At 30.2% G+C, this 25,031-nt stretch carries 32 protein-coding genes; 3 read left to right on the forward strand and 29 right to left on the reverse strand.

The window, feature by feature from the left end; genetic code table 11:
* Nucleotides 1-23: 23 nt before the first annotated feature.
* On the reverse strand, nt 24-1,070 hold the full coding sequence (gene cobT, locus ACTG46_RS18255; RefSeq protein WP_407814887.1) for a nicotinate-nucleotide--dimethylbenzimidazole phosphoribosyltransferase: 1,047 nt from the start codon (nt 1,068-1,070) through the stop codon (nt 24-26).
* A gap of 219 nt (nt 1,071-1,289) precedes the next feature.
* Between cobT and ACTG46_RS18260 the strand changes: the two genes are divergently transcribed.
* Entirely contained in the window at nt 1,290-1,481 is a 192-nt protein-coding gene (locus ACTG46_RS18260) for a hypothetical protein (protein ID WP_003425777.1), read from the forward strand.
* Between the two features lie 393 nt (nt 1,482-1,874).
* Nucleotides 1,875-2,747 (forward strand): aldose 1-epimerase family protein, encoded by an 873-nt coding sequence (locus ACTG46_RS18265; protein ID WP_074180110.1) that lies wholly within the window; start codon nt 1,875-1,877, stop codon nt 2,745-2,747.
* A gap of 165 nt (nt 2,748-2,912) precedes the next feature.
* Here ACTG46_RS18265 and ACTG46_RS18270 read toward each other — a convergent pair whose 3' ends face one another.
* On the reverse strand, nt 2,913-4,070 hold the full coding sequence (locus ACTG46_RS18270; RefSeq protein ID WP_054277727.1) for a S41 family peptidase: 1,158 nt from the start codon (nt 4,068-4,070) through the stop codon (nt 2,913-2,915).
* A gap of 152 nt (nt 4,071-4,222) precedes the next feature.
* On the opposite strand from ACTG46_RS18270, the gene ACTG46_RS18275 reads away from it, so the two are divergent.
* A complete protein-coding gene (locus ACTG46_RS18275; protein ID WP_479923363.1) occupies nt 4,223-4,792 on the forward strand; it encodes a 5-formyltetrahydrofolate cyclo-ligase in 570 nt (189 codons plus the stop codon).
* Nucleotides 4,793-4,926: 134 nt separating this feature from the next.
* On the opposite strand, the gene ACTG46_RS18280 is transcribed toward ACTG46_RS18275, so the two are convergent.
* The 27 genes from ACTG46_RS18280 to ACTG46_RS18410 all read right to left on the reverse strand — a co-directional run bounded on the left by ACTG46_RS18280 (nt 4,927) and on the right by ACTG46_RS18410 (nt 24,982).
* The gene (locus ACTG46_RS18280) at nt 4,927-5,343 is read right to left on the reverse strand and encodes a hypothetical protein (protein WP_054271902.1); all 417 of its coding nucleotides are present in this window, start codon (nt 5,341-5,343) and stop codon (nt 4,927-4,929) included.
* Nucleotides 5,344-5,559: 216 nt separating this feature from the next.
* Complete coding sequence (locus tag ACTG46_RS18285; RefSeq protein WP_219673911.1) at nt 5,560-6,654, reverse strand: YkvI family membrane protein; 1,095 nt, start codon at nt 6,652-6,654, stop codon at nt 5,560-5,562.
* Between the two features lie 424 nt (nt 6,655-7,078).
* On the reverse strand, nt 7,079-8,020 hold the full coding sequence (locus ACTG46_RS18290; RefSeq protein WP_479923364.1) for a transketolase family protein: 942 nt from the start codon (nt 8,018-8,020) through the stop codon (nt 7,079-7,081).
* Complete coding sequence (locus ACTG46_RS18295) at nt 8,013-8,840, reverse strand: transketolase (protein WP_054271905.1); 828 nt, start codon at nt 8,838-8,840, stop codon at nt 8,013-8,015. Before ACTG46_RS18295 ends, ACTG46_RS18290 begins: the two co-directional genes overlap by 8 nt.
* A 171-nt stretch (nt 8,841-9,011) precedes the next feature.
* On the reverse strand, nt 9,012-9,395 hold the full coding sequence (locus ACTG46_RS18300; RefSeq protein WP_003421356.1) for a type II toxin-antitoxin system PemK/MazF family toxin: 384 nt from the start codon (nt 9,393-9,395) through the stop codon (nt 9,012-9,014).
* Nucleotides 9,364-9,651: a ribbon-helix-helix protein, CopG family gene (locus ACTG46_RS18305; RefSeq protein ID WP_054271906.1), complete on the reverse strand. Its 288-nt coding sequence runs from the start codon at nt 9,649-9,651 to the stop codon at nt 9,364-9,366. The genes ACTG46_RS18300 and ACTG46_RS18305 overlap by 32 nt, the downstream gene beginning before the upstream one ends.
* Before the next feature lie 32 nt (nt 9,652-9,683).
* Complete coding sequence (alr, locus tag ACTG46_RS18310; RefSeq protein WP_479923365.1) at nt 9,684-10,841, reverse strand: alanine racemase; 1,158 nt, start codon at nt 10,839-10,841, stop codon at nt 9,684-9,686.
* Nucleotides 10,842-10,855: 14 nt separating this feature from the next.
* Entirely contained in the window at nt 10,856-11,446 is a 591-nt protein-coding gene (gene gerS / locus ACTG46_RS18315) for a germination lipoprotein GerS (RefSeq protein ID WP_054271908.1), read from the reverse strand.
* Between the two features lie 20 nt (nt 11,447-11,466).
* Nucleotides 11,467-11,928: a CBS domain-containing protein gene (locus tag ACTG46_RS18320; protein WP_021386374.1), complete on the reverse strand. Its 462-nt coding sequence runs from the start codon at nt 11,926-11,928 to the stop codon at nt 11,467-11,469.
* 14 nt (nt 11,929-11,942) lie between these two features.
* Nucleotides 11,943-12,323: a holo-ACP synthase gene (acpS, locus tag ACTG46_RS18325; RefSeq protein WP_054271909.1), complete on the reverse strand. Its 381-nt coding sequence runs from the start codon at nt 12,321-12,323 to the stop codon at nt 11,943-11,945.
* Nucleotides 12,324-12,784: 461 nt separating this feature from the next.
* The gene (atpC, locus tag ACTG46_RS18330; protein WP_054271910.1) at nt 12,785-13,045 is read right to left on the reverse strand and encodes an ATP synthase F1 subunit epsilon; all 261 of its coding nucleotides are present in this window, start codon (nt 13,043-13,045) and stop codon (nt 12,785-12,787) included.
* 2 nt (nt 13,046-13,047) lie between these two features.
* Nucleotides 13,048-14,442, reverse strand: coding sequence for a F0F1 ATP synthase subunit beta (gene atpD, locus ACTG46_RS18335; RefSeq protein ID WP_021386424.1), 1,395 nt, complete (start codon nt 14,440-14,442; stop codon nt 13,048-13,050).
* Between the two features lie 12 nt (nt 14,443-14,454).
* Nucleotides 14,455-15,333 (reverse strand): ATP synthase F1 subunit gamma, encoded by an 879-nt coding sequence (gene atpG, locus ACTG46_RS18340; RefSeq protein WP_054271911.1) that lies wholly within the window; start codon nt 15,331-15,333, stop codon nt 14,455-14,457.
* A gap of 27 nt (nt 15,334-15,360) precedes the next feature.
* Nucleotides 15,361-16,863, reverse strand: coding sequence for a F0F1 ATP synthase subunit alpha (gene atpA / locus ACTG46_RS18345; protein ID WP_054271912.1), 1,503 nt, complete (start codon nt 16,861-16,863; stop codon nt 15,361-15,363).
* Between the two features lie 16 nt (nt 16,864-16,879).
* A complete protein-coding gene (locus ACTG46_RS18350) occupies nt 16,880-17,425 on the reverse strand; it encodes a F0F1 ATP synthase subunit delta (protein WP_479923366.1) in 546 nt (181 codons plus the stop codon).
* A complete protein-coding gene (gene atpF, locus ACTG46_RS18355) occupies nt 17,422-17,919 on the reverse strand; it encodes a F0F1 ATP synthase subunit B (RefSeq protein WP_054271914.1) in 498 nt (165 codons plus the stop codon). The genes ACTG46_RS18350 and atpF overlap by 4 nt, the downstream gene beginning before the upstream one ends.
* Before the next feature lie 122 nt (nt 17,920-18,041).
* Nucleotides 18,042-18,302 (reverse strand): ATP synthase F0 subunit C, encoded by a 261-nt coding sequence (gene atpE / locus ACTG46_RS18360; RefSeq protein WP_021386434.1) that lies wholly within the window; start codon nt 18,300-18,302, stop codon nt 18,042-18,044.
* 68 nt (nt 18,303-18,370) lie between these two features.
* Nucleotides 18,371-19,075, reverse strand: a complete 705-nt coding sequence (gene atpB / locus ACTG46_RS18365; RefSeq protein ID WP_054271915.1) for a F0F1 ATP synthase subunit A — start codon at nt 19,073-19,075, stop codon at nt 18,371-18,373.
* A gap of 2 nt (nt 19,076-19,077) precedes the next feature.
* Nucleotides 19,078-19,464: an ATP synthase subunit I gene (locus tag ACTG46_RS18370; RefSeq protein ID WP_054271916.1), complete on the reverse strand. Its 387-nt coding sequence runs from the start codon at nt 19,462-19,464 to the stop codon at nt 19,078-19,080.
* A gap of 4 nt (nt 19,465-19,468) precedes the next feature.
* On the reverse strand, nt 19,469-19,696 hold the full coding sequence (locus ACTG46_RS18375) for an AtpZ/AtpI family protein (protein WP_021386436.1): 228 nt from the start codon (nt 19,694-19,696) through the stop codon (nt 19,469-19,471).
* 174 nt (nt 19,697-19,870) lie between these two features.
* Complete coding sequence (locus ACTG46_RS18380) at nt 19,871-20,308, reverse strand: deoxycytidylate deaminase (protein ID WP_003421374.1); 438 nt, start codon at nt 20,306-20,308, stop codon at nt 19,871-19,873.
* 225 nt (nt 20,309-20,533) lie between these two features.
* Nucleotides 20,534-21,349 (reverse strand): selenium-dependent molybdenum cofactor biosynthesis protein YqeB, encoded by an 816-nt coding sequence (yqeB, locus tag ACTG46_RS18385; RefSeq protein WP_479923367.1) that lies wholly within the window; start codon nt 21,347-21,349, stop codon nt 20,534-20,536.
* A gap of 283 nt (nt 21,350-21,632) precedes the next feature.
* Nucleotides 21,633-22,262 (reverse strand): uracil phosphoribosyltransferase, encoded by a 630-nt coding sequence (gene upp / locus ACTG46_RS18390; protein WP_479923368.1) that lies wholly within the window; start codon nt 22,260-22,262, stop codon nt 21,633-21,635.
* A 35-nt stretch (nt 22,263-22,297) separates the two neighbouring features.
* A complete protein-coding gene (gene rpiB, locus ACTG46_RS18395) occupies nt 22,298-22,750 on the reverse strand; it encodes a ribose 5-phosphate isomerase B (RefSeq protein ID WP_054271919.1) in 453 nt (150 codons plus the stop codon).
* A gap of 16 nt (nt 22,751-22,766) precedes the next feature.
* A complete protein-coding gene (locus ACTG46_RS18400) occupies nt 22,767-23,216 on the reverse strand; it encodes a low molecular weight protein arginine phosphatase (RefSeq protein ID WP_054277733.1) in 450 nt (149 codons plus the stop codon).
* A 16-nt stretch (nt 23,217-23,232) separates the two neighbouring features.
* On the reverse strand, nt 23,233-24,273 hold the full coding sequence (locus tag ACTG46_RS18405; RefSeq protein WP_479923369.1) for an L-threonylcarbamoyladenylate synthase: 1,041 nt from the start codon (nt 24,271-24,273) through the stop codon (nt 23,233-23,235).
* Between the two features lie 28 nt (nt 24,274-24,301).
* A complete protein-coding gene (locus ACTG46_RS18410; protein ID WP_054277734.1) occupies nt 24,302-24,982 on the reverse strand; it encodes a ZIP family metal transporter in 681 nt (226 codons plus the stop codon).
* Between the last annotated feature and the right edge of the window lie 49 nt (nt 24,983-25,031).

The raw sequence follows: 25,031 nt of genomic DNA on the forward strand, positions 1-25,031 counted from the left end.
CCTACATATTAAATTTTTATGCCTTATCTCCCCATGTCAATTTCATCAAAAGTTGCCATATTCCTATAAGTATAATTTGAAGCTTCTATTATGTTAAATGCTAGAGCAGCTCCACTTCCTTCACCCAACCTCATATCCATATTTAGTAAAGGGTCTAATTTCAATATATCTAAGGCTCTCTTAGTTCCTGATTCTGCTGACATGTGAGATGCTATCATATATTCTCTAGTTTTTGGATTTATCTTATAAGCAATTAGTGCTGCTGCATAAGAAATAAATCCATCAATTACTACTGGAATTCTATTAGCACTACATCCTAATATTACACCTGCCATTGAACCTATTTCAAATCCACCCACTTTAGATAAAATATCTACTCCATCAGTTGGATTTGGATTATTAATTTCAATAGCTTTTCTGATTACTTCAGCCTTATGTTTTAGTCTCTCTTTTTTAAGACCTGCACCTATACCAGTAACTTCTAATGGGTCACAGCCTGAAATTACAGATATTATTGCTGTACTTGGAGTAGTATTCGCTATTCCCATCTCTCCAATACCAATAACCTTATAATCTTTTTCTATACACTGTTCTGCTATTTCAATTCCTATCTCTAAGCATCTAATAGCTTCTTGTTTACTCATAGCTGGCCCTTTGGCCATGTTTGATGTTCCTTTTCTAATCTTATAATCCAATACTCCCTCTAGTTTTTCATCACAGTTTATTCCTACATCTACAGCTACAACATCTGCCCCTACAAATTTACTTATTACTCCAACTCCGCATAATCCTTTCGAAAAATTTGGAAATTGTAGTTTTGTTATATTTTGAGGGTCAGGTGCTACACCTTCTTCATATACACCATGATCTCCTGCAAAAGCTATTATAACTTTTTTACTTGTATCAAAATTTTCATTACCAAATATCCCTGATAATTGCATACAAATATCTTCTATTTTGCCTAAGCTTCCAGTTGGATGTATAAGCCTGTCCAATCTCTGCTTTGTTTTTTCAATAGAAGAATTATCTAAAGAATATATATTTTTTGATATACTTTCTAATAAACTCATTTTCTATCCTCCCAACATTTTTTTATTTTTTAAATTATCTTTTTAGATAAAAAATACTCTTATTTTCTAAAAATTTCAACTTTTTATTTTTATTTTTACATATATACAAAAATTATTCTACATTTTATCTCTATTTCCTTTATTTTCCATTATGAATTTGCATACAATCGCATGCTTTTTGTAAAAATATATTTAAAAGAACTTTAAGGAGATGATATCGTGGATGATTTTTCTAAATTAAAAAATTTATATGAAGATGGATATAGATGTATTTATCATGATTGTGTAGATAATAATTACACTATATATCTTAAGAATTTTTATACGGAAGGTTCAGAAACTATCGAGTTAAGTAGCGAATCAGATTTCTCGCAATTCAAAGATTATATAGATGGACTGAGAATGTCTTAAATATTATGAAACCCATTAAAATAGGGAGTTTAACAACTCCCTATTTTGAAGTCACAATTTTTTTTATAAGCTTTAAAAGTTCGTCTCTGTTTACTTCTCTTTCATTTTTTCTGTCCTTATACTCTTGAAAGTTAACAACTTTTGTATTTGGTTTTTCCATAAACTCACTTCCCATTTAACATTATTAACTTATCTTAATATATTTTATTCTATACAATTTATCTATTTCCTTCTATTTATAATACAAAATTTCTTAAATAATCCCAAATTTTCAAAACAAAATTTTCAAAATATACTAAAATCTACCTTTCAAATATAATATCAAATAAAATTTAATAATCCTTATACTTTATAGTATAATATACTCATAAAATATAATAAAGGAGATTTTAAATGAATATATTACAAAATGAAAAGTTAATTATAGAATCAAACAATTCTGGTGCTGAACTCACTAAAATATTTTCTAAAAGATATAATAAAGACATTCTTTGGAATGGTAATAAAAAATATTGGGGTAGACAATCACCTATATTATTTCCTATAGTAGGTAAACTTGTTGATAATGAAACTATAATAGAAGAAAATCTATATAGCATGACTCAGCATGGATTTGCCAGAGATATGGAATTTGAGATTATAGATAAAGGAGATACATTCATATCTTATAAATTAACAGACAATGAATCTACTTTAGAAAAGTATCCATATTCTTTTGAGCTAATCATAAATTATACATTAAAAGATAATAGTATAAATATAGAGTGGATTGTAAAAAATACTGACTCTAAAGATATATTCTTTTCTATAGGCGGACATCCTGCATTTAATCTTCCTCTTTTTGAGCAAAATGATTTTTCTAAATATCATCTTGAATTTAAAAAAAGAAGTGATGTAGAAAAAATCAATTTAAATACTTCTTTTATAGATGATATAACATTTATTGGAGATTTAAAAAACTTACAGTTAAGTCCAGAATTATTCAAGAATGATGCCTTAATATACACTAATATAGATGAAGTGTCTATATGTAATAATGATGGTGGCAAATATATAACTCTATCTATGCAAGATTTTCCTCTAGTTGGTATTTGGACTCCTTATTATAGTGAAACTAATTCTACTGCTCCATTTTTATGTATAGAACCTTGGTATGGTCTTGCTGATAGTATACATTCTAATAAAATTTATAAAGATAAGAAATTCATTAATAAACTTGGTAAAGGAAAAATTTTTACTGCTTCTTACAATATAAATATACATTAAATAAAAGTCAGTTAAAAAATTGTATCTTTAAGTTCTAACTTTTGCAAAATATTATGCAAATTAATATGAAAAGTTTTTATATAAAAATAAAGAGTGGATATTTTCAATTATCCACTCTTTCATAGTACACTTTATTTTATAGTATAAGTTTACAAAAATTAAATCCTATTTATCAATCTGTTCTCTAAGCCACTTAGTTGCTACATCCAGTTGCTTATTTTCATCTTTTTCTTCAATTGTAGGCTTTATTCCTTTTTCATTGATATAATCTCCATTAGGTGTAAAATATTGAGCAGTAGTTAGTTTGTACCCTGTTCCATCTTTTAATCTTACAACTGATTGTACTAACCCTTTACCAAAGGTTGTAGTACCTACAGAAATACCTTCTTTATTATCAACGATTGCAGCTGTTAATATTTCAGCAGCAGAAGCACTTTCTCCATTAGTTAAGACTACTATTGGAAGTCCTAATTTTTCTTTATCAGATTTCAAGTACTCAGTGTTTCCTTTATTATCTTTTGTATATACTATAGTTCCTTCGCCAATTAGCTCATCAGCAACTTCTTTACATATATCCAGCATTCCACCAGGATTATTTCTAAGGTCTATTACTAATCCCTTAATATTTTTTGTTTTTAATTCTTTTAAAGCTTTGTCAAAGTCAGTATATGTACTTGATATAAATTGAGTGATTTCTATATATCCTAAATCATTATCAATTACTTTACTTTCTATACTTTTCTCAACTATTTGTTCTGTCTTTACTTTAAAGTTTAGATGTTTGTCTTCTCTTAATATAGTCAATTCGACTATTTTTCCTTTTTTACCTTTCATCATACGCACAGCTTCATCTGAATTCTTATATGACACAGATTTTCCATTTACTTTTACTAATTTATCCCCTGCTTTTACACCTGCTTTTTCTGCTGGAGAATCTTTCATAGGAACTACCACTAGCCCTCCATCTTTCGATGCACCTATATACATACCTACACCAACATAGGAGCCTTCACTATCATTTATTAAGTCTTCCATTTCATCTTTAGTGTAATAACCAGAGTACTTATCATTAGTACCTAAGAACAAACCTTTTGATGCTCCATCTACTAAGTCAGCATCAGATACTTTTTTATAAAAATCTTGTTTTATAATAGTTTCTAATCCTAACAACTTATCATATTTTTTATAGTCCTCATAGAGTTCCTTCGATATTACAACCTTATTCCCCAATGTTAACTGAAAGGCTGATGTAGTCATCGCCGTTATAATTACTAAAATCACCCCTAAAAAAATAGCTTTCTTCTTTGAAATCACAAGATACATCTCCTTTTACATAAACTATTATTATTATATGACTAGCTGTTATTTTTATTACATTTACCCAAATATATTGCTTTATTATAATAAACTATACTAAAATTTATATTAAATACAATTGCTTTACACATTATAACACATTAAGGGAGGAATATTTTATGAAAAAAGAATTTAGGAAAAAAGTTATTGAATCCAGAAAAAGTAAGAGTGCAGATTTTGTATTTAATAATTCAAATTTAATAACAGAAAGATTACTTCAAATGAAAGATATAAGAAATGCAACTAATATAATGCTTTATCTAGACTTCAATAACGAAGTTCAAACAGATAGTTTAATTCAAAAACTTTTATCCCTAAAGAAAATAGTCTCAAGCCCTATTACAATAAAAGAAAATCATACATTAATCCCTACTCAAATAACAGACTTAAAAGAAGGATTGAAAATTGGAATATATGGAATAAGAGAACCTAAAGAAAAATCACCTACAATCGATATCAAGACCTTAGATGTTGTAATTGTACCAGCTGTAGCATATGATATAAATTGCTATAGACTAGGATATGGTGGAGGATTTTATGATAGGTTTTTAGAAAACTTAAGAAAAGATGCTATAACTATAGGAATAGCATTTGATTTCCAAATATTCAATTCTATCCCAAAAGAAACTCATGATGCACAATTAAATTATATAGTTACTGAAACTAGAATTATCACACCAGACAATTAGAATAGCAAATATTGTTAATATCACATCTTAAGTCATGGCTTTTAAAATAATAATAAACACATATCATTTACTTATAATAAAAACCATGACTTTATTATATAAACTACTTAGTTATTTAGTTATAAAACATATTTTTATTTGGTTGAATTTAATTCTATTCTATCTGGAAGCTCACTCATATTTGTTTCAACAACTATGTACGGATAAGAGTCCTCCTTATCTTTATACTTTATCTTGACTCTTAAAACATCTTTTCCTTCTTCACTTACACTTTCTATTTTGTTCATTTCTATACCATATTTATTATTTCCTCTAGTTACTATGATGTATATTTTGTTATCAATTTTAGCTGCCAAAGCTCTTTCTTCATTTGTATACTTATCCATGACATCAAGTATTTTTTCTGGTATTGAATTTCTTTGTAATATCGTATAATCTACAGGCTTAGATTTCTCTACAAACATACTTGGTATGAATATAAATCCCCCTATAACGAATACAAGAGCTATAACTCCATAAATTATACCTTTAATATTAAATTTTACATTCAATCTTATCACTCCTCCCATCTATTCTAAATATATGATTTACAACCTTATCTTAGACTCTAAATTATTGATTAGAATACGTTTATCCATAATTATAAATATATGTAATACTATTAAAAAACATATTCTAAACATTTTATAACACATAAAATAAAAAGAGCTATATTAAAACAATTTAATTGTTTTAATATAGCTCTTTGATTTACAATCTTAAAATATTTATTTATCGCTAACGCCTTCTTGATATCCAGATGTCTTTGTAATCTGTCTATAAAGAACACAGACCAGTATTATGACGCCCATATATCCAGTGTATGGATATAAGATACCAACCAGCTTGTCAAATGGTAGGAATCCACCTATAAGACCTAATATAGCTGTTATTATTGTTATTATCTTAAACTTAGGATGATTATCATCAACAAATCTATTAGTTACTGACCATAATAGAGGCACAGCTGTTGTATATATACCTAATATAAGAATTATTGAGAATAAAACTCCAACTATTGGTGAAATCTTATCAGCTAAGAATAATGAAGGTATTGCTTTTGAATATAGATTTCCTATATCAGAAAGAATAGCTAAGTGCATCATTATAGCTGCTGCCATAAGTGCTACCCCACCTAATATACCACCACAAACAGCTTCTTTTTTATTAGCAGCACTTGCTCCTAATCCTGTTAAGAATGCCATGACAACGATTGTATTATAAGTAGTGTATATTACACCAGATAGGTATGCGTTTGGAACTGGTTTAGTTATCTCTACAGTTCTAAGAACTTCTGCCGCTTGACCTATATTACCTATATTATTAGCTAAACTTATACCACCAACTAAAAGTGTAAAGATTATTATTATAGGTCCTATTCCACCTAGTATCTTTGATAATTTATCAAGACCTAGTGAAACAGTTAATAATGCTACTACTGCCATACCAACTCTACCTACAAATGGATTTAATCCATAGTACTCAGTTAAAGTTGCTCCTGCTCCTGAAATCATTACTACGAAAACACCAAATAAGAATAATGGTCCAAACCACTCAAAGAATATTCCTAAATACTTACCACAATAAACACGATAAATTTTGATAGGTTCTTTAAGTTGAAGTTCTTTACCTTTTGACATAACTGAAGCACCCATCCATGAGAATAATACCATTGAAATTATCCCACCAATAACTCCTGCGAAACCATAAAAAGTGAAAAATTGCATTATTTCCTGTCCTGTTGCAAATCCAGAACCTATTACTGTTGCTACATAAGCTCCTGCGAAACTTATGACTGTTTTAACGTTTACCTTTTCTGACATATCTCAGTTACCTCCCCACGTGAAATTTTTCATCTGCTTAAACAATTCGATAAACTACCTATAATTTCCTTTAACATAAAATACATGATAACTGTTTTAGAGCTTTTTAGTATAATAACTTAAAACTTATAATATATCTTTTATACAGTATACCTCCCTCCATAAGATTTATTAAATTCTTTTTGTCTAAGTAGCTTTTATATATAAAATTAATTTCCCTATAAACTATATATTAGTCATATTTTTCTGAATAGTCAATATATATTTGAATATTTTCTCTATTTTTGTAAAAATTTGAATATTTTATTACATTTTTGATATATTGATATCATGTATAAAAAAGAGAGATATAAATTAATACAGACCTTTATATCTCTCCTTCAAATATATTATATTATTAACAAATATGAATAATTTATATGTCTTAAATTCTTTTTGCAAGAATAGCTTCTTTGACAGATTTTATTATATCATCACAAGTTAATTCATATTTTTTTAACAAGTCATTTGGAGCACCAGATTCTCCAAATGAATCTTTAACTCCAACTTTTTTTACTATAGTTGGATAAGACTCTCCAACTACTTCACTTACAGCAGAACCTAATCCTCCAATTACACTGTGTTCTTCTACAGTTACTATAGCATTTGTTTCTTTTGCTGTTTTTAATATTAAATCCTTATCTATAGGTTTTATTGTAGACATATTTATGACCCTAGCACTTATACCTTCTTCTTGCAACTTTTCTTGTGCCAGTATAGCCTCATTTACCATAATTCCACAAGCTATAATAGACACATCATTTCCATCTCTTAAAACTGTACCTTTTCCTATTTCAAACTCATAGTTTTCATCAAATAAAATTGGTACTGAGCTTCTTCCTAATCTAACATAAACAGGACCATTATACTTAGCTACTTCAAAAATCATTTTTTCTGTTTCAACACCATCAGCTGGAACAAGAACTGTCATATTTGGTATAGCTCTCATTATAGCAATATCCTCTACACTTTCATGAGATGCTCCATCTTCTCCAACAGTAAGACCTGCATGAGTAGCACAAATTTTTACATTTAGTTTTGGATAGCAAACTGAATTTCTTATAATCTCAAAAGCTCTTCCTGTAGCAAACATAGCAAAAGTACTTGCAAAAGGTATTTTGCCAGCAGTTGACAATCCACAAGCAGCACCTATTAGGTTTTGTTCTGCTATACCCATATTAAAAAATCTATCTGGAAATGATTTATAGAAGTCGTGTGTCTTTGTAGATTTTGATAAGTCTGCATCTAACACAACAACATTGTCATTTATTTGACCTAGCTTTACTAATGCTTTACCATATGCCTCTCTCGTCGCCATTTTACTCATTGTCAGCACCTCCTAGTTCAAGCAAGGCTTTTTCTAACTCTTCATCACTTGGAGCTGTTCCGTGCCATCCTGCTTGATTTTCCATAAAAGATATTCCTTTGCCTTTTATAGTTTTTGCAATTATCATTGTAGGTTTTTTAACTGTTGATTTAGCTATGTCAAGAGCAGCAAATATTTGGTCAAAATCATGACCATCTATTTCAATTACATTCCATCCAAAAGCTTTAAATTTATCAACTATTGAACCTAAATTCATTACACTTTCTGTATCTCCGTCTATTTGAAGCCCATTATTATCTAAAAAAGCAATTAAATTATCAAGCTTATAGTGTGCAGCACTCATAGCAGCTTCCCAAACAATACCCTCTTGAACTTCTCCATCACCAAGTAAAGTATATACGTTCCATGGTGCATTATCAAGTTTTGATGCCATCGCCATACCACACGCAACTGAAAAACCTTGCCCTAGAGAACCTGTAGATATCTCTATACCAGGCGTACCTTTCATATCTGGATGACCTTGTAACATTCTTCCAATCTTCCTTAGACCATCAAGTTCTTCCTTATCAAAATAGCCTTTTTCAGCCAATGTAGCATATAATGCTGGTGCAGCATGTCCTTTTGATAATACAAATCTATCTCTATCCTCCATTTTAGGATTTGAATAATCCACATTCATTTCATCAAAGTATAACGCAGTAAGTATTTCAACTACTGATAATGACCCTCCTGGATGTCCAGATTTGGCTCTATGTATCATGGAAACTATATCTCTTCTTATGATACGCGCAATCTCATTTAATCCTTTATGGTCTCTCATGCAATTACCTCCCTTGAGTTCGTAATTTTATATCAATTCCATATTATTATATCACTTTTATGCTATTTTTTTGCGTTATTTTTGATTTTCTTAATACACGCTACCAAAATTAAATACTAAAAGATATTTCCAAAGAAAAAAGGGATTGTCTAATAAAAGACAAACCCCTCTTTAAAAAGTAAACAATCCTAGACTTATTTGAAGTCCATCGTCTACTTTTATCATCATATTTTCATCTAGACAACCAATTTTCTCCCTCAGTCTCTTTTTATCAATAGTTCTAATTTGCTCTAAAAGAATTACTGAGTCTTTATTAAGCCCATATTCATTGGAACTTATCTCTACATGAGTAGGTAGTTTGGCTTTATTAATCTGAGATGTTATAGCTGATACTATAACTGTAGGACTATATTTATTACCTACATCATTTTGTATTATCAGAACAGGTCTAACGCCTCCCTGCTCTGAGCCAACAACTGGACTTAAATCAGCGTAATATAAATCACCACGCTTTATTTCACAATTAGTACTCACCTTGGGCAATCTTCCCTTCATTTTTATCATCAGAAGATACTTCTTCAACTGTCATACCTAACTCAGCCAATGACAGATTAATTTGACCCATTTCTCTATAACCCGTTTTCATAGATTCTTTAATATGAATTCTCTTTTTCTGAGTTATATAGAACTGAAAAGCAGCTTTTGCAAAATCTTCTCTGTTACTGTTCTCCATCTGAACTATACTATCAACTTCAGAAATCAGAGAGTCTGGTAAAGTAACTTCTATTTTTTCTTTACTTTTATCGTACACAAAATCGCCTCCCAGATTATAATATCATGGTTTTATTTTAGCAAATAACTGTTTATTTGTACAAGCTCATTATTTTCCATATAAACACGGTCAACTCTTCTTGATATCATACATAACACTTCATAGTTTATAGTTCCTAAGTCTTGGGCTATACGCTCAGCTGTAACTTCACCTTCTCCAAATAGTATAACCTCATCTCCAACTTTTATGTCTATATCTTTGTCAATTCTAACCATTATTTGATCCATACAAATTCTACCAACTACATCAAACACTTCTCCTTTAATAAGAACCTTTGGATTTCTTTGAATTCTAGTAAATCCATCTGCATATCCTATTGGAACTGTAGCGATTGTTTCTTTACCAGTAGTTGTATACTTTAGTCCATAACTTATTCCTACACCTGGTTCAACTTGTTTTATATGTCCGATTTTTGATTTTAATTTCATTGCTGGTCTTAATTCTAATCTTTCTTTAAATACATCCTCAGATGGATAATGACCATATAATATTATTCCTGCTCTTACCATATTTAATCTTAAATCAGGGCAATCCATAATAGCTGCACTGTTTGATACATGTTTTATAGCTATTTTTACACCAGCTTCGTCCAACTTATCAGACATAAATTTATAATTATTAGCTTGTTTATAAGTGTACTCTTTACTTACTTCATCAGCTGTAGCGAAATGAGTAAACATACCTTCTAAATTTATATATTCTAATTTATTTAATTTTATTATTTCCTGTACTGACTCTTCATTAGGTTGGAAACCTATTCTAGTCATTCCTGAGTCTATTTTAATGTGAACACAGGCTTTTTCTCCTAAAGATTTTGCAACCTCGTTTATCTTTTGTGCTGTTTCTAAAGAATAAACTGTCATAGTTATTTTATTTTTTATAGAATCTTCGAAAGCTTCGTCTGGAGTATATCCTAAGTTCAAAATAGGAAGTGTTATGCCATTTTGTCTAAGTTCGATTCCTTCAGCAGTTCTTGCTACTGCTAAATAATCTACTTTTTCTTTTTCTAGCAATTTTGCAACTTCTACTGCACCATGTCCATATGCATCAGCTTTTATTACTCCACAAACCTTAATATCTTCTTCTAATAAATTTTTAATATTATTTAAGTTAAATCTTAAGTTATCTAGATTTATCTCTGCCCATGTAGGCACTGTTATTTTTTGCATTTCTTTAGTCCCCCTTAGTTTCTGTATTCAAAATCATTGTATTTTACTGTAAATCTCGGCACGCCTTCTTTATCTAATACTTCCATTTTTTCAGGGTTCTTTGTGTCAGCATTTACATATAATACTTGCTTATTAAAATATTTATTATCCCCAGGAATAAAAGTTTCTAGAACCAAATGTCCTTTGGATAACTTTATTTTCATCTCTTCGTTTTGAAGATAGTTTTTTATAAAGTCTCCTATAAAAAGATATTGATTGTTCTTTCCTGTATTAGGCAATTCCACTATATCACTGATATTTGGATTTTTAACTAATATTTTATCACCTTGATACTCTATACTCTTCCCTTTTAAATGTTTTGGGGAAATTACTTCTAATTTATAGTTATCAGTTTTTTTATAAGTATGAATTAAAACATAATTGTGTGGGCTTTTATTTCCAAATACTTCTACTTCAGCTTTACAACTGTAAGAATTCATATCAGAAATCTGCTTTTGAAAGTCTTTGTATACTTCTTCTTTAGTGGACTGTCGCTTTTGGCATCCTATTACAATTATAACCAGTGCCAAAAACATAATACATACTATGGTCCACTTTTTTCTCACATCACACCTCCTACTCTAGTTTATTCATTGTATAAAGCTTTTATTATATCATATCTACAAATTATACCTTTAAGTTTATTGTCATCATCTACCACAGGAACTCTGTTTATTGATTTTTTAATCATTACATTAGCTACATCATCAAACTTATCATCTTCATGAACCTTTATTATATCTTTAGACATAAGTTCTCCAACTTTATAAGCAGCCACCTGTTTTATATCTTTTTCTACTTTTTTTAAATCATCTAAGAAAATCAATCCTTGTAATAGATTTATATAGAGAGGTGCTTCTATATATTTTTCTTTTTTAAGAATATCTGTTTCAGAAATCACTCCAACCACTCTGTTTTCTGAATCTACAACTGGCAGACCTCCTATTTTTTCTGCAATTAGCATATTAGCTACATCTGCTATACTATCATCTTGTTTTGCTACTATTACATCTGTTGTCATTATTTCTTTTGCTGTTTTATCCATCATAATGTAATCACTCCTTAGTCCTTAATTATGGTTATCGCATTTGCTATAGCATAATCTTTTGAATGTGATATTGAAACTTTTATTTCTAAAACATTATAATCTATGCACATTTTTGCGAGATTATTATAAGTTTTTACTATTGGTTTTCCCATTTCATTTCTGAGAACTTCTATGTCTTTAAAGTTAAATACTCTAATTCCTGTACCCATAGATTTACTTATAGCTTCCTTAGCTGCGAAATTACCTGCTATACTTTCTGCTTTAAAATTCTTAGAATTAAAATATTCAATTTCTTTATCAGTAAATATTTTTTCCAAAAACCTGTTATTTTTTTCTACAGCTTTTCTTATTCTGTCAATTTCAATTATGTCTACACCAATATCAAATATATTCATTGTTCCTCCAGAAAATTTATAATGCTTCTTTAAATATTAATAATGAATTTATAAATTTACTATTGATAATACATATTATTATTTAGTTTATGTTACTTATCTTAATTTAATAATCATTATAATAAAATTGTAACTTTTAAAATTATTTGTAATGAATATTATATACAAATCTATTATATTATTTATTATACTACACAACTAAGCAAATTTTTTAAATTTTATAAAAATTTTATATATATTTATTATATGAAGATGTTTTCATTTACATAAAACCTAGCTAAACCTTCTTTATATTCTGAATTACAACATAATTTTGCAGTAAATTTAAACTTTTTGTGAATTTATTGTCACTAAAAATTTACAATTTTTTTGTTATTTTATTAACACCAAAAAACAAAAAAGTCATTTTATCCAAAATATTTTTTTGGTCAAAATGACTTTTCAGATTATAAATTAATTTATTAAATCCATTCAGCAGATTCTGTTAATATAACAGTTTTATTCTGAGCTACGTTAACAAATCCTTCTGCTATTTTTGCTTCTTTAAAACTTCCATCTTTTTTTATCTTTAAAGTTCCTACAGGTATACCTGAAACAAATGGTATATGACCTTTCAATACTCCTTTGTCTCCTTTTGTAGTTCTAACTACTATCATTTCAACGTCTCCATCATAAAAAGTATTATCTGGAGTTACAACTTTCAATGAAAATTCACTGGCCATGACTACATACTTCCCTTCGCTTTTTTAACAGCATCTTCTATTGTTCCTACAAACAAGAATGCTGACTCTGGTAAGTCATCATGTTTACCTTCAAGAATCTCTTTAAATCCTCTTACAGTCTCTTTAACAGGAACATATTGACCTGGATTTCCTGTAAATTGCTCAGCAACTGTAAATGATTGAGATAAGAATCTTTGTATCTTTCTAGCACGTGCAACTATTAACTTATCTTCATCGGATAATTCATCCATACCAAGTATAGCGATTATATCTTGAAGTTCTTTATATCTTTGAAGTATTGATTGTACACCTCTAGCTACTTCATAATGTTCTTTTCCTACTATATTAGGGTCAAGAATTCTTGATGTAGATTCAAGAGGGTCAACTGCTGGATATATACCCAATGATGATATTTGTCTAGATAAAACTGTTTTTGCATCTAAGTGAGAGAATGTTGTAGCTGGCGCTGGGTCAGTTAAGTCATCCGCTGGTACATATACTGCTTGAACAGATGTTATTGAACCTTTTTTAGTTGATGTTATTCTCTCTTGAAGCGCACCCATTTCAGTAGCTAATGTTGGCTGATAACCAACAGCTGATGGCATACGTCCTAGAAGTGCTGAAACTTCTGAACCAGCTTGTGTAAAACGGAATATATTATCAACGAAAAGTAAAACGTCTTGTCCTTGCTCATCTCTAAAATGCTCTGCCATTGTAAGTCCAGTTAAAGCAACTCTCATTCTTGCTCCTGGTGGCTCATTCATCTGACCAAATACTAGAGCAGTTTTATTTATAACTCCAGATTCACTCATCTCTCCATAAAGGTCATTACCTTCTCTTGTTCTTTCTCCTACTCCTGAGAATACAGAAATACCACCATGTTGCTTAGCGATATTGTTTATAAGTTCTTGTATTAAAACTGTTTTTCCTACTCCTGCTCCTCCAAATAGACCTATTTTTCCACCTTTTAGATATGGTGCTAGTAAGTCAACTACTTTAATACCTGTTTCAAGTATTTCAGCTGTAGTTTCTAGTTCATCATATGCTGGTGCTGGTCTATGTATAGGTAATTTAGGTGCAGATTTTGGAGCTGGTTTTCCATCAACTGGTTTTCCAAGAACATTAAATATTCTACCTAAAGTCTCGTCTCCAACAGGAACACTTATTGGTCCACCTGTATCTACAACTTCCATACCTCTTACAAGTCCATCTGTCGCACTCATAGATATACATCTTACAGTATCATCACCTATATGTTGAGCAACTTCTGCAACTATTTCTTTATCTCCTAACTTTATTACTAACGCATTTAATAAGTTAGGTAGGCTTTGTTCACTATCAAACTTAACATCTAGTACAGCTCCTACAATCTGTACTACTTTACCTACATTTGCCATTTCCTAACCTCCCTATTTTAGAGCTTCAACTCCACCAACTATCTCTGTTATTTCTTGAGTTACAGCTGACTGTCTTGCTCTGTTATAACTTAACTCTAAATTAGATAGCATTTCATTCGCATTGTCTGTGGCTGATTCCATCGCAGTTCTTCTAGCACCTTGCTCTGACGCAAAAGATTCCAAAATTCCACCATATACTGTACCTGATATAAATTGAGGTACTATATAACTTAAAACTGCCTCTGCTGATGGTATATATTGTACTTTTGATTTACTTTGCTTTTCTTCTTTTATTACAATTCCATGGTCATCTGTATCTTTCTCAAAAACTAATGGAAGCAATTTTAAAATTTCAACTTCTTGTGATAAAGCTGATTTAAATTTTGTATAAGAAATATAAACTTCGTCTACTTCACCTTTTTTATACAGGTCGATAATAGTTTGTGAAATTTCTATCGCATCTTCATATCCACAAGCTTCCACACTATTTATATCTTTTACTATATTGTAATCTCTTTTAGAAAAGAATTCATGAGCTTTCTTTCCTACAGTTATAACTGTTTCCTTTTTACCTTGCATATGAGATACAGATTCCTTTAACACATTGGAATTGTATCCACCAGCAAGACCTCTGTCTCCAGCTACTACTATATAGCACTTATTCTTTACTTCTCTTTCTTTTAAAAATTCATTTCTAACTCCACGTGTTGTTTGGGCAATATCTTTTACTGTATCGTACAAAGTATTAAAGTATTCTCTTGAATCTTCAGCTTTTTCTTTTGCCTTTCTAAGCTTAGAAGATGCAACTAGTTCCATAGCTTTAGTTATTTGTTTTGTACTTTCAACAGTTCCCATACGTATTTTGATTGCTTTAATTCCAGCTCCTGCCAATTAATTTACCTCCTTTTTTAAAAAGGATTATACTTCAACAACAAACTTTTCTTTAAATTCATTTATTGCATCTGTTAAATCATGAGTGAAGTCATCTCCACCTAATATTTTTCTTGATATTTCTGGATAATTATTATCTACAAATGCATACAATTCTGATTCAAATCTAGCTATATTATCTATTGGAATATCCTCTAGATGATTATTTATAACAGCGTATATTATCATAACCTGATTTTCAACTTTTATTGGTTGATGCTCACCTTGTTTTAATATCTCAACTATTCTTTCACCTTGAGCAAGTCTCTTTTTAGTATCTTCATCCAAGTCAGAACCAAATTGTGAGAATGCTGCAAGTTCTCTATATTGTGAATATGCAAGTTTTAATGTACCTGCAACTTTTTTCATTGCTTTAATTTGCGCAGAACCACCAACCCTCGATACTGATATACCAGGGTCAACTGCTGGTCTTACACCTGAATAGAACAATTCTGGTTGTAAGTATATTTGACCATCTGTTATAGATATAACGTTTGTTGGTATATACGCAGAAACGTCACCAGCTTGAGTTTCTATTATAGGTAAAGCAGTCATTGAACCTCCACCTAATTCATCTGATAACTTAGCTGCTCTTTCAAGTAATCTTGAATGTAAATAGAATACATCTCCAGGATATGCCTCACGTCCTGGTGGTCTTCTAAGTAATAATGACATTTCTCTATATGCAACGGCTTGTTTACTTAAATCATCATATACTATAAGTACATGTTTTCCATTGTACATAAACTCTTCACCCATTGCTGCTCCAGCATATGGCGCTATATATTGAAGTGGCGCTGATTCAGATGCTGTTGCTGAAACTACTATTGTATAGTCTAAAGCTCCACCTTTTTCTAGTGAATTAACCAATTGAGCTACAGTAGAACGTTTTTGCCCAATTGCTACATATATACATATAACATCTTTTCCTTTTTGATTTAATATAGTGTCAATAACTATAGATGTTTTACCAGTTTGTCTGTCACCTATTATTAACTCCCTTTGACCTCTACCAATTGGTATCATTGAATCTATTGATTTGATTCCCGTTTGTAATGGTTCATAAACAGACCTTCTATCTATTATACCAGGTGCTTCAGATTCAACTGGTCTAGTTTTTGTATATGCTATAGGTCCTTTTCCATCTATTGGTTGACCTAGAGAATTTACAACCCTACCCATTAAAGCTTCTCCAACTGGAACTTCAACTATTCTTCCAGTTCTCTTAACTATATCGCCTTCTTTTATTTCACTGTCATCACCAAGTATAACAGCTCCAACTACTTCTTCTTCTAAGTTAAGTGCCATACCATATATTTCACCTGGGAACTCTAGTAACTCACCAGACATAGCTTTCTCTAATCCATATACACTCGCTATACCATCCCCAACTGTTAAAACACTCCCTGTATCTGTTAACTCAACTTTATTCTCATAATTTTTTATTTGCTGCTTAATTATAGAACTTATTTCTTCAGGTTTTAAGTTCATGGGTTCACCGCCATTCTTAAGATATTACTTCAGATAGCTTTTCTTTCATCTTATCTAGACGAGTTTTTACAGTGCCATCTATCTGTTCATTTCCAAGTCTAACTAGAACTCCCCCTAGTATAGTCTTGTCAACTACATTTTCTATAGTAACATTTTTATTGTATTTACTTGAAAGTTTAACTTCAAGTTCTTTAATATCTGTTTCACTCATTGGAATAGCACTTATTGCTACACCAGCAATCACATTGTTTTTCTTATTTAATAACTCTTTATAAGCTAATTCTATATCTTCTAAATATGATATCCTATCTTTGTCTATCAAAACTTTCAAGAAGTTTTTTATGTTGGAACTTACTTCCTTACTAAAAATAATTTCTACCAAGTTTTTCTTTTCTGATTTTGAAACTAATGGTGATTTTAAAACTTTGTAGAAATCTTTACTAACTTTAGTCATCATATCTACTACTTTTTCTAATTCTTTGAACAATAAATCAGTTGAATTTTCTTCTTCTCCTAATTGAAATAGGGCTTCAGCATATCTGTTGGCTATTACATTTATCATTTAGCTTCCCCTACCTCTTTTATAAAGTTTTCTATCAATTCTTCATGTTTAGATTTATCTAAATCTTTTTCAATGACCTTAGATGCTGCAAGTAGTGCTATATTAGATATATCACTCTTAATTTCATTTATAACCTTTTGTCTTTCTTGTTCTACATCTTTACTTGCTTTCTCTTTTATATCAAGAGCATCTTTCTTTGCAGTATTTACTATATCATCTGATTTCTGTTCTGCTCTTATAGTTGCTTGTTTTATGATTTCTTGACCTTCATCTTTAGCAAAATTGATTTTTGACTCATATTCTTTTTTCAGAGCTAAACCTTCATTTTTTGCTTTTTCGCCTTCTGCCAGATCGTTTTTAATATCATTTTCTCTTGATTCAATTATATTTAATACTGGCTTAAATAAAAGCTTTCTCAGAAGTAAAAATATTATAAAAGTATTAACAATTTGGAACACAAATTCCCATGTTATACCTACTAGTGCTTTCTCCATAATTATCCTCCTTTCCATAAATCATAACTACTTATAATCACGAGAAGAAAAAACTCTTCTCATGATTATAAGTTTGAGATGATTTACCTATAAACCTATCTCAAAATATTTAAGGACTAAATCTACATTCCTAAGTATTTAAAGAATGGATTTACGAATAGAAGTATTATTGATACAACCAAACCATATATTGCTGAAGACTCTGCTATAGCAACACCTAGTAATAAAGTTGAAGTTATATCACCTTTAGCTTCTGGTTGGTTCCCTACTGCTTCTGCTGCTTTACCTGCTGCTACACCTTGACCTATTCCTGCACCTATACCTGTTGCAACTGCTATTCCTGCACCTATTGCTGATGCTGCCGCTACTATTGCTGTTTCCATAATTATTTCCTCCTTAAAACTTTAATTTTTTAAATTATTTTATTTTTATCTTAATATAAGTTGATTTCTTAATCTAATTCTCCTGCACTTGATATAAACACCATTGTTAACATTATGAATATATATGCTTGTAACAATCCTGCAAATAAGTCAAAATACAAGTGCAATGGTACTGGTATTAGTATCTGTCCAATTGGTATTGATAATCCTGGTATTAAACTAGATACAAAACCTAAAAGTTGATAAAATAGACCCATTATAATTGTTCCACCTAAAATATTCCCAAATGGACGGAAACTTAATGATATTGGTCTGGCTAACTCACCTATAATATTGATTGGTAACATTACAGGAAGTGGTTGAGCCAATTCTTTAAAGTACGATAATCCCTTAAATTTAACTCCTGCAAAATAAATCATAAAAAATGTAATCATTGCCCATGCAGCAGTTGTATCTAAGTCGGTTGTTGGTGATCTTAATCCAAGTAATGGGCTTAAATTTGAGCATGCGAAAAATAAAAACAAACTTCCTATGTATGGTATCATATATGGCATTCTTTTTATTGTGTTTTTACCCATAACATTTGTAACCATTTTAGCAAGACCACCTATTGCAAACTCCAAAAATATTTGGATTTTACTAGTTGGAACTTTTTTTAAGTTTCTAGTCAAGAAATAAGATGCTATCGCTAAAAAGGCCATTATTCCCCAACTCACTAGTATTGTTTCACTAATTTTAAAGTTTCCTATGAGATAATAATGCGCTTGACTCATACTTATGCCTCCTTCCTCTTTAATTTATTTATAAAGTTTTTTGATAATATGACAAACTTTGTACTCAATAATCCTAATGCTGTTCCGATTATATTTAAATGTGGTACTTTAGCTGAAGCAATTAGAACAACTGCCATTATAAATAACCTAATGGTATATTGTGCTGATGCATAAGCTTGTGCCTTTCCAGCAGGAAATGTCACTGATTTTTCCAGTGATATTGCCAATAATCTAAAATTTAACATAGCTATTATAGAGCCAAATATAAGTCCTAATAATAATGGCTTACTTAATGTTGATGTTATCAACATTAGCACAATTAAAATTACATCAAATATTACTATACCCTTTGTTACTGACCTTACTTGGTTAAGTAATTTTATATCCAATATATCACTTCCTTCGTGTATATACTATTAGAGTTTTATAAACACCACTGAAAGCTCCTCCAACGCCTAACAATAAAAATATTATTGTCAGAACTGGACTAGTATTTAATTTACTATCTAAAAATTTTCCTAAGAAAGTACATCCTAATATTGATATTACAATCATCAATCCTATTTGGCTTATTAAACTAAACAACTTTGCAATTTCCATATGTGTATTTCTTTTACTCATAAATAGTATCCCTCATTATTACAAAATAAATAACAATTAATTAATCTATATCATAAATTTATTTAATTATAAAATATATCTTACTACTAATCTGATGATTTTTCAAACACTTTCTTTTAACCATATCATTCCATTGTCATAATTTGGCTTTTATTGTCATGTCATTGCTATTTACTAAAATTTTATAAGCTCTATTCCTGCTTCTTTTAGCAATTCTGTAGACATGTCATCTGGATAATCACCTTCATAAACAATTTTTAATATACCTGCATTTATGCACATTTTTGCACACAAAACACAAGGCCTTGTAGTAACATACAAAGTTGCTCCATCTACACTAATACCATTATGAGCTGCTTGTATTATGGCATTTTGTTCAGCATGTAATGCTCTACACAATTCATGTCTTTCTCCTGAAGGAATATTCAATTCCTGCCTTTTACATCCAATATTTTCACAGTGTTCAAGATTTCTTGGAGAGCCATTATATCCAGTTGTTAATATTTGTTTGTCCCTTACAATGACAGCACCTACTTGTCTTCTAATACAAGTTGAACGCTTTTTCACTACTTCTGCAATTTCCATGAAGTATTCATCCCATGATGGTCTCATAATTTACTTTTCTCCTCTTTGCTTATGTACTGGTCTTATATATTTATTAGATTTCAAGCTAAATAAATACTTATTTTTATATTATATACACATGTTAATTGAATGTCCAATAAAAAAAGAGCATTTTTACCATTTAAATTTTAAATACCCGTTATATGCTCTCTTTAATCTATTAAATTTATTATATCATCTTAACAAAATATTAATAGCCTTATCTAATATAAATTAATTTTTTGGATAGATTCCATTATTTAATATGGCTTCTAAAACCCCCCCAGCTATGCATCTAGCTTTATCTGATATTGTAAAAGCATTCTTAACTTCTTCTTTTCTAGGGTCTATGTCTAGTATTTTTAAATTTTTATTTACCTTTGCTCCATCTTTTAATAATCCTCTAAGCACTCCAGGTATTGTTGCTCTAACTTCATGCTTTTTTTCATAATCATTAATATAACAAAGTAAGTCTCCTTTTTCAACTATGTCGCCTATTTTACATACATTTTCCATTATACCAGCATGTTGTGAATGCATTACCCTCTCTTTAGCGAAACCTTTTATTGCACCTGGTATTCCAGTATTTTTTTCTGCTCTACCATCAATTATTATTCTTCCTAGGTTATGACCTCTCATTGTTTCTATAACAATGTCTACATCTTCACCTGCGCAAAATCCAGGTCCTAAAGCTATTGTAAGTGGCGCCATATCTTTAGTTGTACCTAAGTTTTTCTTAGCTAATATCCCATCAACCAAAACAATTGGATTTATCTTTGATAGCATTTCTCCTTTTGGGTCTATAATCAATGCTACCTTATCTTGAGACAAGGTCTCTTCTATTTCTTTTTCAGTATTACAAAGTATGCACTCTACACCTTCAACAATTACTTTTTTTTCATAAACAGCTTCACAAAAAGAAATTTGTCTTCTTATGGCTAATGGTTCTTCTATTTCTAGAGCAATCACTTTAAAACCACTATTGTGTAATTTATGAATAACTGCTGTCGCTAAATCTCCTGCTCCTCTTACCACTATACAATTTTTCATGTATTATCACTCCTAATAATATCCTTCATACTTTATTTCTAATTTAATACACATCAATTTAATTGTAAGCAACTAACATGCCATATTGAAAAACATTAATATTTTGTAGATTCCTGTAAAATAGCCATTCTTTTTTAATTGGTAAAAACTTTTTATTCTCAATTCGAGAAATTTATCAATTCAAGAATTACTATTTTGAGAAAAATATATAAAAAGGAACCTTCTTACATAAAATTATATATTACATAAGAAGGCCCCAAGAAATATTTATGGTTATTTATTTTTATTTAGTTCCAAATAATCTATCTCCAGCATCACCAAGACCAGGAATTATATATCCATGTTCATTCAATTTTTCATCAATTGATGCAACATATATATCAACATCATCATGATATTTTTGTACTTCTGCTATACCTTCTGGTGCAGCTACTAAATTAGCTAATTTTATACTTTTAGCTCCTTTAGATTTAAGTAAATCTATGGCTGCTACAGCAGACCCTCCTGTTGCAAGCATAGGGTCAACTACTATTATATCTCTTTCTCCTATATCTTGAGGAAGTTTACAATAGTATTCAACTGGTTTTAATGTTTCTGGGTCTCTATATAGTCCCACATGCCCAACTTTTGCTGCTGGCATTAAACTTACTAATCCATCTACCATCCCAAGACCTGCTCTTAAGATTGGAATTATTGCTAATTTTTTACCCGCAACTACTTTAGATGATGTTTTTTGAATAGGAGTTTCTATTTCTACATCTTTTAATGGTATATCTTTTGTTATTTCATATCCCATTAACATTGCAATTTCAGTTAAAAGTTCTCTAAAATCCTTAGAACCAGTATTTTTGTTTCTCATTAAAGTTAATTTATGTTGTATTAATGGATGGTTTGTCTCTACCACTTTACTCATTTTGATAATTCCTCCTGATAAAACTGTAATTTTTATTATTTATTATGTTTTTCTTCTATTGATTTAATCATATTTACTCTTCTAGCATGTCTATCACCTTCAAAATCTGTGTTAATCCATGCCTCAACTATTTCAAGTGCTAGACCTTTTCCTAAAACTCTTTCACCTAATGACAACATGTTTGCATCATTATGTGCTTTTGACATTTTTGCAGAAAATACATCTGATACAACTGCACATCTTATTCCAGGAACCTTATTTGCAGCTAAAGATATTCCTATACCTGTACCACAACATAATATTCCATAATCTACTTCTTTATCCACAACTGCATTTGCAACTACTTCTCCATAAACAGGATAATCAACAGAATCTGTAGCATTATTAGTTCCATAATCCACACATTCTATCCCTTTACCTTCTAAATAGCTTATTATTTCTTTTTTTAAATTATATCCTCCATGGTCACAACCTAATCCTATCTTCATTTGTTTATCCTCCACTTCATATTTTTTTTACTATTTCGTTGACAGAATATATTATTTCTTTCATAGTATCTTTATAAGTATCTAAATTTCCACCAAATGGGTCAGATATATCTAACTCACTCTTATTTACAAACCCTTTAAAAGTATACACTTTTTCTTTGCATTTGGGAACTGCTTGTACTAAAATTTCTTTATGAGATTTAGTCATTGTTAGTATTATATCTGAGTTATCAATTAATTCCTTAGTAATTACCTTACTTCTATGATTTGATAAGTCTATACCTAATTCTTTTACTGCTTCTATAGAATGTTTAGAAGCATTCATACCATCTACTGTTGATATACCTGCTGATGATATACAATATTCTTCAATATTTCTTCCAGATTCTTCAATTGCCTTCTTTAATATAGCTTCAGCCATAGGGCTTCTACAAGTATTCCCTGTACATACAATAAGTATATTCATATTTTACAACTCCCTTTTAAGCCTTTATTACTTTGTATCCTGCTGACTTAAGTAATCTATTCATAATGGCTTGTCCAACGCCAGTTTTAGGGAACTCCTCTGAATATATGACATCAATACCCTTTTTATCCATTTCTATAAGAGCATCAAACAGATTACTTGCAACTTCTTCAAGAGTGCTTCCTAAATCTATTACTTCTCCATCATAAAACTCTCTATTTCTACTAATACACATTACGCCTGTTTTTAGGCCTTTATCTTTATTAGATTTTATCATATCATTAATCTTTGTTGCTACATTTTCTCTTTTTCCAGATATAATATATACATCTGCATTTGGAGAATAGTGTTTATACTTCATTCCAGGAGCTTTAGCTTTTTGATTGTCTTCTTTTTTACTTAATGATGGGTCAAGCTTTACTTCACCAAGAAGTTCTTCCAAAACTTCTTTAGTGATACTTCCTGGTCTCAATATCATTGGAGTTTCTTCTGTCAAATCTAATACAGTTGACTCTAATCCAAAGTTACTATCTCCACCCAAAACTATTCCATCTACTCTTCCATTCATTTCTTCATATACATGTTTTGCTTTTGTTGGAGATGGTCTACCAGATATGTTTGCAGAAGGAGCTGCAATAGGTACGCCAGCTTCTTTTATTATTGCCCTGGCAATAACATTAGAAGGCATTCTTATTGCAACTGTATCAAGCCCCCCACTAGTTCTATATGGAATTATATCTTTCTTATTTAATATTATTGTTATAGGTCCTGGCCAAAGCTTTTCTATAACAAGTTTAGCTTTATCACTTACATCTTTAGCTAAATCATATACTTCTTCTTTTTCATATATATGAACTATTAGTGGATTATCACTAGGTCTTCCTTTAGCTTCATAAATCTTTTTTACTGCATTCTCATCTAATGCATTTGCACCTAGCCCATATACTGTCTCAGTTGGAAAGATAACTGTTTTACCTTCTCTAAGAAGTTTTGCTTGTATTTTTATTTCTTCATAATCAATATTATTTATATCAATACTACTTATAATAGTTTTCATCTTTTGTATGCCTGCTTTCATTTTAATTTTATATATAGTTTACAATTATTGTACCTACCAAAAAACCAATTATACAATACACACTTTTTGAATGCGGGAAAATTTCTTCCAATACAACATACATCATTGTACCTCCTGCTGTAGCAAGAAATACACCTATAAGGGACGTAAATGCCCCTCCGAAATAAGCACCTAAAAAACTTCCTAGACCCATAGGTAGTCCAGCTATCAAAGTAAATAAAATTACCTTGCCTAGTTTCATTTTATTGCAAACTAAACCTAATGCCATAGCTAATCCTTCTGGTATATTGTGTAGACCTATAACTATAGCAAGAGTGATACCTAAGCTTTCAGTTGACATGAAAGAAGAGCCTATTGCTAACCCCTCTGGTAAATTATGTAGTAATATACTTATGAATATAAGATACCCAGATGTCATACTTCCAGACACATCTAATTTTGTTTTTATGTACATAGTTATGAGAGCCCCAACAAATGTAAATATAACTGTATTGAGTATACCCATTTTGTCCATTGATTCTTTCATCAAGTCAAATACCACTACAGCTAACATTATTCCGCCAGATAATCCCATAAAGAAATTTAGATATTTATCAACCTCTCTTTTAAAAATAGCCGATATTACTCCTCCTAATCCTGTCCCTATAACACCTGCCAAAAGCCCAATCATTGTTACTTTTAGTATCATATAACCCTCCTATACTTGTATATAACAATTATATACAGTAGAATATGAT

Source organism: Clostridioides sp. LIBA-7678, assembly GCF_056716065.1.